The organism is Rickettsia endosymbiont of Urophora cardui, from assembly GCF_964030725.1.
Lineage (GTDB): Bacteria > Pseudomonadota > Alphaproteobacteria > Rickettsiales > Rickettsiaceae > Rickettsia.
Window position 1 is genome coordinate 149,235 of record NZ_CAXIPY010000004.1, and the last position, 12,640, is coordinate 161,874.

The window sequence follows — 12,640 nt, forward strand, 5'->3', positions numbered from 1 at the left end:
CATTGCAAAAGATCAAAAAATATAATCAGATAATTTCTGCTGCAAAAGCAGGTATGAGTGTAAAAACGGCACGTAAGTATTTACGTATTAATAAGTATCCAAGCGAATTACGCACAATACGTAAATATAGGACACGTAAGGATCCATTTGTGAAGCACTGGGATGAAATAGAATCAATGCTAGAATCAGCACCGGAGTTGCAAGCAACTACCATATTAGCATATTTGACAGAAAAGTATCATGGGAATTATAATGGGAAGCAATTACGCTGTTTGCAGAAAAGGTTGAAACAATGGAGAGCTGCACATGGTAAGGATAAGACAGTAATCTTTTTACAAAATATTCTTCCTGGCAAACAGAGTCAGTCTGATTGGACCAATATGAATCAATGGCTCTGTCTCATCAGGCTCTGTCTCATCAATTGTGTAAATTTCGTGAACCATTAAATTCTACCATCAAATTTGATCATAAAATGAGCCATAGCTTCATTCCAATTGGGGATACTGAAGTTTTGACAAAAATTCTAATTTTTCTGACTAAAGTGAAAATTTATATTTAAAGTTAAATATTTAGTGCTTTTATCAGCTTAAAAGCGATATTTCTACAATTTAAAGTAAATTATTTGATATATAATACAAATTATAGATTGATACACTCGCCACTTTTTTTAATAAAAATTTTTTGTCAAAACTTCAGGGGGATAGGCATAGACCATTTTTTGGTAATATAATCAATTGTCAGATATAAAACCTTAAATACTGCGTCATCATTTGGAAAGATGCGTTTATTCTTAGTAACTTTTCTCAATTGGCTATTCAGCGATTCTATCGCATTTGTAGTGTAAATAATCTTACGAATCTCCTTTGGATATTGCAAGAAAATTATCAAATTATCCCAATTATTATACCAAGATTTAGCTATATGCGGATATTGCTTACTCCATTTTTGATCAAATGACTCAAGAGCTAATTCTGCTTCTTTTTCAGTAGCAGAAGTATAGATTAGTTTCAAATCCGCTGCTAATTGCTTTCTATCTTTATATGATACATATTTGAGGCTATTCCTGATCTGATGGACAATACAAATTTGATGTTCAGTTTTCGGATATACTGATGCAATAGCATCAGACATACCAGTTAGATTATCACTACAAGCAATTAAGATATCTTTTACTCCTCGATTCTTCATTTCAGTAAAATTACCAAGCCAAAATTTAGCTCCTTCATTCTCACTTATCCATAAGCCTAAAATATCCTTTCTGCCAGATAAATCTATTCCTAAAGCTACATATACTGATTTATTAATAATAAGTTTATCTTGTCTTACTTTCACTACTAAACAGTCAAAATATACTATAGGGTATACTGATTCAAGAGGTCTACTCTGCCAAATCTTGACCTCATCTATTACTTCATCTGTAATCCTGCTGATTAGGCTCTCACTGATCTCAGCTCCATATAATTCTTGCAATTGTGTTTTAATATCAGACACACTCATACCCTTCACATATAAGGATATTATCTTTTGGTCTAAGCCATCTATTCTTGTTTGTTTCTTTGAGACTATTATAGGTTCAAATTTACCTTGTCTGTCTCTTGGAACATTTAGCTCTATAGTACCATTCTCACTAATCAGATTCTTACTAAAACTACCATTCCTCGCATTCTCAGTTTCAGCTCTATCATACTTGCTATAACCTAAATGTTCTGACATCTCAGCATGCAGTGCTCGCTCTAAAATACCCTTGGTTAATTCCTTAATTAATCCATTCTGACTTAGTACTGTTTTTAAATCTACTCCACCTTCTATCAGCAAATCTATTGCTTCATTTATTTTTTTATTCTTCTCTATTTGCATTTCTGTTACCTATATTTTTAATTACTTCTAATATAGGCTCAACAAAAATTTACACAATCATTGCAAAAGACTCAAAATTCAGTTCTACAGACAAAGCTTAATAGCTTAATTTTTATGCAAGGCATTAAAGATCATTTTCGCAAGTGATTTACTAATGCCTTTTATTTTAGAAAGCTCATCTAGCGTCGCATCTGATACTGCTTTATATGAACCAAAATAATGCAGTAATGCTTTTTTACGAGTATCCCCTATTCCCTCTATTTCATCAAGGCTTGAGACTTTTATAGCACGTGACCTACTAAGTCTATGATTCTTTATTGCAAAATTATGAGCTTCATCACGCAAGATTTGTAAATATTTCATAAGCGGTAAATTCTTGTTTAAGGTAAATACTTCTCTACCTACCATATGAAACTGCTCAAGACCAGCATTTCTATCAGGACCTTTTGACATACAAACAAACGAAATATCCATTTGAAGCTTATTCATCACTTCTTTAACAATACCTAAATGCCCCTTTCCCCCATCAATAATCATCAAACTCGGTAATCTATGTGGCTCTTGTTTTAATCTCGTTAATCGTCTAGTTAAAACTTGACGAAGCATTTCATAGTCATCGCCTACAGCGTCATACCGTGGCTTGTCCACGGTATCCAAAAAACAACTAACACCATCATTGTTTGTTGATTTACTGGATCCCGTGATCGAGTCACGGGATGACAAGGAAAAAACCCGATATTCTTTTTTATCAAAGCCAGATTTTCCGGCAACTATCATAACCCCAACGGCAAACTTACCTTGAATATGGCTATTATCGTAAACCTCAATTCTCTCAGGAATTTCAGGAAGATTAAATAACTCTTTAACCTCAAACATAAGCTCTTGATTTTTAGCAAATTTCTTTAGATATTGCTCAAGCGAAAATAAGGCATTTTCCTCAGCATTTTGAACTAGTTTAAGCTTACCACCGCTAGCAGGAATTGTAATGCTAAGCTTAGCAAAATCATTAATATTCCTAATCGCTTCTATAATATTATCTTTATCATCAATTTCGTGATTAATAATAATTTCCTGAGGTACTTGTTGTTTTTGGTAAAATTGTAATAAAAAATGCCTTAACACTTCTTCTTTAGTACTATTTTCAGTAGCAGTAGGGAAATACGGAATATTACCACAAGCTTGACCTATTCTATATAAAAATACCTCTACGCAATAATGCCCATTTTTTTCTACAATAGCAATTATATCTGCGTCTTTAATGATATCCGTAATACCCGCTTTAAGCTGTACATAACTCAATGCCTTAATACGATCTCTGATGTCTGCCGCTTCTTCAAAACGCATCTGCTCGCTTAACTCTTCTATTTTCTTCGATAGATTTTCTTGGAGTTCTTTACTGCGTCCTTGCAAGAAATCTTTGACCTGCCCTACTAGTTCTGCATAATCCTTTTTATTAATCTTACCAACACATGGAGCATAACAACGCTTGATTTCATATTGCAGGCAAGGACGAGTACGTGAATTGAAGTAATTATCTGTGCAGGAACGTAGTTTAAAGATTTTTTGTAGTTCTGATAAAGTAGTGTTAACTTCGGTTGCTGAAGCAAACGGACCAAAAAACTTCCCATCATTTAAGGCTCTGCCTCGGTATTTTAGCAATTGCGGGAAATCATGATCTAAACGTAATTTGATAAAAGGAAAAGATTTATCATCTTTAAGAAGAATATTGAATTTCGGTTGAAATTTTTTGATTAGCTGAGCTTCTAAAAGCAGTGCTTCAACTTCAGAATTAGTAATGCTATACTCTAACGAGCAAGTATTTGCAACCATCCGAAGCGTTTTAGTATCTAAATCTGTTTTAATGTAATTAGTAAGACGCTTTTTTAGGTTTTTAGCTTTACCGACATAAATGACTTGTTTATTAGCGTCAAACATCCGATAGACTCCTGAACGCTCAGGGATATCTATAAGCTTGGACTTAATTAACTCATTTCCGGTAAGTTCCATAGTCATATATTACATGTCATTCCCGCATAGGCTTTGTTGTGTAGATTCAAAAAACACTCTTGGTGTCATACCATGGCTTGATCACAGCATCCAGAAAATAATAAAAAATCGGCTCTGTCTCATCAATTGTGTAAATTTCGTGAACCATTAAATTCTACCATCAAATTTGATCATAAAATGAGCCATAGCTTCATTCCAATTGGGGATAGGCATAAACCATTTTTTGGTAATATAATCAATTGTCAGATATAAAACTTTAAATACTGCGTCATCATTTGGAAAGATGCGTTTATTCTTAGTAACTTTTCTCAATTGGCTATTCAGCGATTCTATCGCATTTGTAGTGTAAATAATCTTACGAATCTCCTTTGGATATTGCAAGAAAATTATCAAATTATCCCAATTATTATACCAAGATTTAGCTATATGCGGATATTGCTTACTCCATTTTTGATCAAATGACTCAAGAGCTAATTCTGCTTCTTTTTCAGTAGCAGAAGTATAGATTAGTTTCAAATCCGCTGCTAATTGCTTTCTATCTTTATATGATACATATTTGAGGCTATTCCTGATCTGATGGACAATACAAATTTGATGTTCAGTTTTCGGATATACTGATGCAATAGCATCAGACATACCAGTTAGATTATCACTACAAGCAATTAAGATATCTTTTACTCCTCGATTCTTCATTTCAGTAAAATTACCAAGCCAAAATTTAGCTCCTTCATTCTCACTTATCCATAAGCCTAAAATATCCTTTCTGCCAGATAAATCTATTCCTAAAGCTACATATACTGATTTATTAATAATAAGTTTATCTTGTCTTACTTTCACTACTAAACAGTCAAAATATACTATAGGGTATACTGATTCAAGAGGTCTACTCTGCCAAATCTTGACCTCATCTATTACTTCATCTGTAATCCTGCTGATTAGGCTCTCACTGATCTCAGCTCCATATAATTCTTGCAATTGTGTTTTAATATCAGACACACTCATACCCTTCGCATATAAGGATATTATCTTTTGGTCTAAGCCATCTATTCTTGTTTGTTTCTTTGAGACTATTATAGGTTCAAATTTACCTTGTCTGTCTCTTGGAACATTTATCTCTATAGTACCATTCTCACTAATCAGATTCTTACTAAAACTACCATTCCTCGCATTCTCAGTTTCAGCTCTATCATACTTGCTATAACCTAAATGTTCTGACATCTCAGCATGCAGTGCTCGCTCTAAAATACCCTTGGTTAATTCCTTAATTAATCCATTCTGACTTAGTACTGTTTTTAAATCTACTCCGCCTTCTATCAGCAAATCTATTGCTTCATTTATTTTTTTATTCTTCTCTATTTGCATTTCTGTTACCTATATTTTTAATTACTTCTAATATAGGCTCAACAAAAATTTACACAATCATTGCAAAAGACTCATTTCTTGATATAAATTCATTGCTAAAGCAATTTCATTATATCTTCCCTTCGCCTAAAGGCGAGGGATTTTTGATCCCCGAAGGGGGACATTAAGGAATTAACCAAGGGTATTTTAGAGCAAGCACTGCATGCTGAGATGTCAGAACATTTAGGTTATAGCAAGTATGATAGAGCTGAAACTGAGAATGCGAGGAATGGTAGTTTTAGTAAGAATCTGATTAGTGAGAATGGTACTATAGAGATAAATGTTCCAAGAGACAGACAAGGTAAATTTGAACCTATAATAGTCTCAAAGAAACAAACAAGAATAGATGGCTTAGACCAAAAGATAATATCCTTATATGCGAAGGGTATGAGTGTGTCTGATATTAAAACACAATTGCAAGAATTATATGGAGCTGAGATCAGTGAGAGCCTAATCAGCAGGATTACAGATGAAGTAATAGATGAGGTCAAGATTTGGCAGAGTAGACCTCTTGAATCAGTATACCCTATAGTATATTTTGACTGTTTAGTAGTGAAAGTAAGACAAGATAAACTTATTATTAATAAATCAGTATATGTAGCTTTAGGAATAGATTTATCTGGCAGAAAGGATATTTTAGGCTTATGGATAAGTGAGAATGAAGGAGCTAAATTTTGGCTTGGTAATTTTACTGAAATGAAGAATCGAGGAGTAAAAGATATCTTAATTGCTTGTAGTGATAATCTAACTGGTATGTCTGATGCTATTGCATCAGTATATCCGAAAACTGAACATCAAATTTGTATTGTCCATCAGATCAGGAATAGCCTCAAATATGTATCATATAAAGATAGAAAGCAATTAGCAGCGGATTTGAAACTAATCTATACTTCTGCTACTGAAAAAGAAGCAGAATTAGCTCTTGAGTCATTTGATCAAAAATGGAGTAAGCAATATCCGCATATAGCTAAATCTTGGTATAATAATTGGAGTCTTTTGCAATGATTGTGTAAATTTTTGTTGAGCCTATATTAGAAGTAATTAAAAATATAGGTAGTCCGTCCGCCAAAACTCTACAAGCCTTATAGATAATATGGTTTTAAGACAAGAAGTAATACAACAATCCGTAAGAAAATGATAAAATATGGTCATAAACCTTATGGATTTCAGTCAATGCCAATAGACAACATTATCAAATCGCAAGAACAAGGGAAACTGTTTGGTTATAAATTAAAAGAAGAATTAAACCCAAATAATAAGCTATATAAATTAAGAGAATTAATAAATTGGTCTAGGCTCGAAGAGTGGTTATCAAAAAATGTTTGTATTAAGAAATTTGGTAGAAATAGAAAATGTCATAGAGTGATGCTTGGCATAACGATGCTACAAGCAATGTATAATTTTTCAGATTCATTATCAGAGGAAGAGCTAAAAGAGAATATGTATTGGCAGTATTTCTGCGGGTGGGAATATATAGAAAAAGACATAGCTATCTCGGAAACTAGTATACGACGGTTTCGTAGTGTATTAGGTGAAGCTGGATATAATGAGATATTATCGGAGTTGATCAGGGTTGGGATAAAAACTAACACAATTAAAAAAAAAGATTTGGAATTAATCATCGCTGATACGACTGTACAAATTAAGAATATCAAACACCCACACGATGTTTATTTAATGGATAAAGCTAGGCTTAGCATAGTAAAGCTTTGCAACAGTTTGGGTATACATTTGAATGAAACATACGCTAGAACCTATAAACGCGATATAGTAAAGCTATGGAAATATAAAGAACATAGTAAAGCCAAGAAGCGTTGGAAAATAATGAAGCATTTAAAAATATTACTGGGTCGTTTGATTAGAGTATAGCTAACACGGAAATGTTTCTACCACAGATTAGGAAAAACTTAGGCATTGATCAATAATTTTACGTAAACAGTTTTTAAAGTTAGTCCAGCAATGTTTAATAGGATTTAGATCTGGTGAATATGTGAGTAAATACAAAAACTATGGTAAAAACCTTTCCGCGTTAGCTATATGTGAGCGTGAGATCAAAAATAAGCAATTAAACTTGTCTCTCAAAAATCAAGAAGTATTGCAAAAAATAAAACAAATACATAACCAATCTGTTTTAAAAAGAGAAGCTAAAAAGCAATATAAAGAAGATAACAAAGTATTATATAGTTTTCATGCCCCTGAAGTAGAGTGTATAGGAAAGGGAAAACGCAACAAGCCATATGAGTTTGGCAATAAAGTAGCGGTAGTAGTAAGTGGTCGTAGAAATTTTGTTTTATCCGCAAAATCGTTTCATAATAATCCTTATGATGGTCATACATTGCATCAGAGCTTTGAAGCAGTAGAGAGTGTCACTGGAATCAAGATAAAGAAATCATTTGTTGATCTTGGGTATAGTGGTAGCAATGTAAAGGAGAAGAGTAAGGTATATACCCCAAAAACGCGGAAGAAGTTGTTACAAGAGGACAAGTCTATGATCAAGAGACGCAGTGCCATAGAACCAATAATAGGTCACTTAAAGCAATATGGTCGGATGGGTAGAAACTTCTTGAAAGGTATGATAGGAGATATTATCAATCCAATAATCTCTGCTATTGGTTTGAATTTACGATGCATTGCAAATCATTTACAAATCGTGTCTAACTCCACATAAATCAAAAATATCATCATGCAAAAACTAGATGAACGATAAAAAATCGTTAACAATAGCTCCATATCAAAATTAGACCAACACAGAAATGTATCAGTAAAAATTAACATAACTTATTAATTTTTATTGAAAATCTTAGCAATTTGTTGTCAAAACTCTATCCCATTACAAATGATCAGGATTTGAAGTGTTTTTGGCGGATAGACTAGGTAACAGAAATGCAAATAGAGAAGAATAAAAAAATAAATGAAGCAATAGATTTGCTGATAGAAGGCGGAGTAGATTTAAAAACAGCAGGAGTTTCGCACTTAGCAAATAATATGCTAATCTAGAGAAAAATAGTTTTAGATAAAAATGACAAGATCAAAATGTAGCAAAGATTTATATAAATCATTCTTACAAGCAAGTAGTGTAAGATATACTAGCAAAGCATTATCTGAAGTAAGTCCATTAGATCTATCGCACGATAGTGCAAGTCGATGGTTAAAGAGTAAGGATTTTCGCCCTAGCGAAATCTATAGCAAAGTGTCAAAATATATTGATCTGGAAGATCCTTGTTTATTAGTGGGAGATGACACCTTATTGTCAAAGCAATACAGTAAGAGGATCGAGCTTGTAAATTATCAATATTCTGGGGCTGTACATGATGTTATACCTGGTATAGGAATGGTAAACTTACTGCATTACAATACTCAAATTGATCAATCTACTCCTGTAGATTATAGAATATATAGCTAACGCGAAAAGGTTTTTACCATAGTTTTTGTATTTACTCACATATTCACCAGATCTAAATCCTATTAAACATTGCTGGACTAACTTTAAAAACTGTTTACATAAAATTATTGATCAATGCCTAAGTTTTTCCTAATCTATGGTAGAAACATTTCCGTGTTAGCTATATGATAAAGAAACTGATGGTAAAACAAAGAACGAGCATTTTTGTGATATGCTTACTTTAGCTAAAGAAAGAGGTATCAAGCCTGATGCTATAGTTATGGATGCTTGGTATAGTGGTTTGGATAATTTAAAACATATACGTAATTTAGGTTGGATATGGGTTACCAACCTAAGAAAAAATAGAAAAGTTAATCGTAATGTTAGCTTGGAAACTTTAGAGATTCCCGATGAAGGGCTAAAAATTCACCTACGTGGATACGGTTGGGTTACGGTATTTAAGTTTGTGGCAAAAAATGGTCGCATTGATTACATAACAACTAATTTAGAGAATCCTACACGTGAGCAAATAGAGAAAATTGTTAAGGCGCGTTGGTCTATAGAAGTTTATCATCGAGAATTGAAACAAACTTGTGGTATTGAATGCTGTCAGGCACGCACGGGTCGAGCTCAAAGAAATCATATTTGCCTTGCTGTATTGGCCTGGCTTGATATGAACAAAAGGAGGATAAATGAAAACATTACTTTATATCAACAAACTTGGGAAGTTATAAAAACATCAATTCAGAACAACATTAAATGGCTTCTAACTAATACACAATTTTGCTAAGTGCGAAACTCCTGGATTTGATCTCATCTAAAATTTTTGGATGAACAGATAAAAGAAATAGAAAAGCTTATATCTAACCATATAAAGAAACATACAGACTTATCTGATAAAGTGTAGAAGTCAAGATTTGATCTTACAGACACTATAAATTTTGCACCTGATTGTCAGTTAAATTTTGACTGTCAGATACATATTCAAGATACAAGATTATATCTTACATTTAGTAAAATAAATTAATTATTAAATGGAGATAAAGAATGAACTTAAATCAAAAAATAATAAAACCAAAATTAGGTTTACTTGAATTAGCTAAGAGCCTTGGTAGTATATCATCAGCATGTAAAGCGATGGGATATAGTAGAGATAGTTATTACAGATTTAAAGAACTGTATGAAACTGGTGGCGAAGAAGCGTTGTATGAAATTAGTCGAAGAAAGCCAATAATAGCGAATAGAGTTGATCCTGCTGTAGAGAAAGCAGTACTAGATATGGCAATAGAATATCCAGCATATGGTCAGCTAAGAGTATCAAATGAGCTTAAAAAGACAGGTGTACTTGTATCACCTGGGGGAGTAAGATCAATTTGGTTACGTAATGATTTAAACAACATCAGTAAAAGACTTAAAGCATTAGAAGCAAAAATGGCTCAAGATGGTATTGTGCTTACTGAGGCACAATTACAAGTGCTAGAGAAGCGTCATAATGAAAAAGAAGCTCATGGAGAAATTGAGACACAGCATCCAGGGTATCTAGGATGCCAAGATACATATTATGTAGGCAACTTTAAGGGTATAGGTAAGGTTTATTCTCAGGTATTTATTGATAGCTACAGCAGAGTAGCTGATTGATGAACGAACATTAGAATTACCCATGACGAATATTAAAATTACCCATTTTTGAGTAAAAAATATTGTCTAAAGTGTTACATTATTATCCTCCGATTTTATAGTTAATTTTTTGCCTTTAGCTGTAGCGATTCTATAACTTTCAGTATTGAGTTCAAGAATTGAAGAATGGTGAACCAATCTGTCAATAACTGCTGACGTAGTCATTTCATCTTTAAAAATAGTATTCCATTTTGCAAAAACTAAATTGCTAGTAATTAATACACTACGCATTTCATAACGTTCAGCTAATAAGGTAAATAAAACATCAGTTTCTTCACGATTATATGGTACATATGATATATCATCAATTATCAATATTTCAAAATAATCGAATTTTTTAATAATTTGCTTAAGTTTTAAACTAAGCTTTGCTTCTAGTAATTGTTGAACCAAATTAGCTGCTGTTGTATATAATACACGTCTACCAGCAAGACACCACTCACGTGCTAAACCTATACTAAGATGACTTTTGCCAGTGCCAGGATTACCAAAAATAAGTATATTTTCATAGCGATCCATAAATTCTCCTTGTGCAAGATATTGGATCTTAGTTGGCGATAATCCTGGGATACGCTTAATATCAAAGTTGCTTAATAACTTATCTCGAGAGAGTTTTGCTTGCTTCAGCAATCTGGCAATACGTTGTTGTTGTCTATGTTCTAACTCACGTATGGCTAACTCCTGTAGATAATCTATATATGTTTTCTTTTCTTGCTCAAAGCTTTCTGCAACTGATTTATAGCACGATGCAAAAGTAGGTAGTCCGTCCGCCAAAACTCTACAAGCCTTATAGATAATATGGTTTTAAGACAAGAAGTAATACAACAATCCGTAAGAAAATGATAAAATATGGTCATAAACCTTATGGATTTCAGTCAATGCCAATAGACAACATTATCAAATCGCAAGAACAAGGGAAACTGTTTGGTTATAAATTAAAAGAAGAATTAAACCCAAATAATAAGCTATATAAATTAAGAGAATTAATAAATTGGTCTAGGCTCGAAGAGTGGTTATCAAAAAATGTTTGTATTAAGAAATTTGGTAGAAATAGAAAATGTCATAGAGTGATGCTTGGCATAACGATGCTACAAGCAATGTATAATTTTTCAGATTCATTATCAGAGGAAGAGCTAAAAGAGAATATGTATTGGCAGTATTTCTGCGGGTGGGAATATATAGAAAAAGACATAGCTATCTCGGAAACTAGTATACGACGGTTTCGTAGTGTATTAGGTGAAGCTGGATATAATGAGATATTATCGGAGTTGATCAGGGTTGGGATAAAAACTAACACAATTAAAAAAAAAGATTTGGAATTAATCATCGCTGATACGACTGTACAAATTAAGAATATCAAACACCCACACGATGTTTATTTAATGGATAAAGCTAGGCTTAGCATAGTAAAGCTTTGCAACAGTTTGGGTATACATTTGAATGAAACATACGCTAGAACCTATAAACGCGATATAGTAAAGCTATGGAAATATAAAGAACATAGTAAAGCCAAGAAGCGTTGGAAAATAATGAAGCATTTAAAAATATTACTGGGTCGTTTGATTAGAGTATGTGAGCGTGAGATCAAAAATAAGCAATTAAACTTGTCGCTCAAAAATCAAGAAGTATTGCAAAAAATAAAACAAATACATAACCAATCTGTTTTAAAAAGAGAAGCTAAAAAGCAATATAAAGAAGATAACAAAGTATTATATAGTTTTCATGCCCCTGAAGTAGAGTGTATAGGAAAGGGAAAACGCAACAAGCCATATGAGTTTGGCAATAAAGTAGCGGTAGTAGTAAGTGGTCGTAGAAATTTTGTTTTATCCGCAAAATCGTTTCATAATAATCCTTATGATGGTCATACATTGCATCAGAGCTTTGAAGCAGTAGAGAGTGTCACTGGAATCAAGATAAAGAAATCATTTGTTGATCTTGGGTATAGTGGTAGCAATGTAAAGGAGAAGAGTAAGGTATATACCCCAAAAACGCGGAAGAAGTTGTTACAAGAGGACAAGTCTATGATCAAGAGACGCAGTGCCATAGAACCAATAATAGGTCACTTAAAGCAATATGGTCGGATGGGTAGAAACTTCTTGAAAGGTATGATAGGAGATATTATCAATCCAATAATCTCTGCTATTGGTTTGAATTTACGATGCATTGCAAATCATTTACAAATCGTGTCTAACTCCACATAAATCAAAAATATCATCATGCAAAAACTAGATGAACGATAAAAAATCGTTAACAATAGCTCCATATCAAAATTAGACCAACACAGAAATGTATCAGTAAAAATTAACATAACTTATT

Annotated in this window: 8 protein-coding genes and 4 pseudogenes; 8 read left to right on the forward strand and 4 right to left on the reverse strand. The window is 32.9% G+C overall.

What is annotated here, in order from left to right:
* Positions 1-2 precede the first annotated feature (2 nt).
* On the forward strand, positions 3-446 hold the full coding sequence (locus tag AAHI98_RS03880) for a hypothetical protein (protein WP_342225101.1): 444 nt from the start codon (positions 3-5) through the stop codon (positions 444-446).
* Between the two features lie 238 nt (positions 447-684).
* Here the strand turns inward: AAHI98_RS03880 and AAHI98_RS03885 are convergent, their stop codons facing one another.
* From AAHI98_RS03885 to AAHI98_RS03895, 3 genes are all read right to left on the reverse strand, one after another.
* Positions 685-1,857 carry an IS256 family transposase gene (locus AAHI98_RS03885; RefSeq protein WP_342225102.1) on the reverse strand — a complete coding sequence of 391 codons (1,173 nt, stop codon included), beginning with the start codon at positions 1,855-1,857 and terminating at the stop codon, positions 685-687.
* Positions 1,858-1,962: 105 nt separating this feature from the next.
* On the reverse strand, positions 1,963-3,870 hold the full coding sequence (uvrC, locus tag AAHI98_RS03890) for an excinuclease ABC subunit UvrC (protein WP_342225103.1): 1,908 nt from the start codon (positions 3,868-3,870) through the stop codon (positions 1,963-1,965).
* A gap of 141 nt (positions 3,871-4,011) precedes the next feature.
* Positions 4,012-5,226: an IS256 family transposase gene (locus AAHI98_RS03895; RefSeq protein WP_342225104.1), complete on the reverse strand. Its 1,215-nt coding sequence runs from the start codon at positions 5,224-5,226 to the stop codon at positions 4,012-4,014.
* A gap of 153 nt (positions 5,227-5,379) precedes the next feature.
* On the opposite strand from AAHI98_RS03895, the pseudogene AAHI98_RS03900 reads away from it, so the two are divergent.
* The 6 genes and pseudogenes from AAHI98_RS03900 to AAHI98_RS03925 all read left to right on the forward strand — a co-directional run.
* Positions 5,380-6,264, forward strand: a pseudogene (locus tag AAHI98_RS03900) (IS256 family transposase); the annotation flags it as partial.
* A gap of 135 nt (positions 6,265-6,399) precedes the next feature.
* A complete protein-coding gene (locus tag AAHI98_RS03905) occupies positions 6,400-7,134 on the forward strand; it encodes a transposase (protein WP_342225106.1) in 735 nt (244 codons plus the stop codon).
* Positions 7,135-7,255: 121 nt separating this feature from the next.
* Complete coding sequence (locus AAHI98_RS03910) at positions 7,256-7,933, forward strand: transposase (protein ID WP_342225107.1); 678 nt, start codon at positions 7,256-7,258, stop codon at positions 7,931-7,933.
* 351 nt (positions 7,934-8,284) lie between these two features.
* Positions 8,285-8,659, forward strand: a pseudogene (locus tag AAHI98_RS03915) (IS701 family transposase); the annotation flags it as partial.
* A 172-nt stretch (positions 8,660-8,831) separates the two neighbouring features.
* Positions 8,832-9,437: pseudogene (locus tag AAHI98_RS03920) on the forward strand (transposase); the annotation flags it as partial.
* A gap of 257 nt (positions 9,438-9,694) precedes the next feature.
* Positions 9,695-10,282 (forward strand): annotated as a pseudogene (locus AAHI98_RS03925) (helix-turn-helix domain-containing protein); the annotation flags it as partial.
* A 69-nt stretch (positions 10,283-10,351) separates the two neighbouring features.
* Here AAHI98_RS03925 and istB read toward each other — a convergent pair.
* Positions 10,352-11,098: an IS21-like element helper ATPase IstB gene (gene istB, locus AAHI98_RS03930; RefSeq protein WP_342225109.1), complete on the reverse strand. Its 747-nt coding sequence runs from the start codon at positions 11,096-11,098 to the stop codon at positions 10,352-10,354.
* Between the two features lie 65 nt (positions 11,099-11,163).
* Between istB and AAHI98_RS03935 the strand changes: the two genes are divergently transcribed.
* Complete coding sequence (locus tag AAHI98_RS03935) at positions 11,164-12,525, forward strand: IS5 family transposase (RefSeq protein WP_342224717.1); 1,362 nt, start codon at positions 11,164-11,166, stop codon at positions 12,523-12,525.
* The last annotated feature ends 115 nt before the right edge of the window (positions 12,526-12,640 follow it).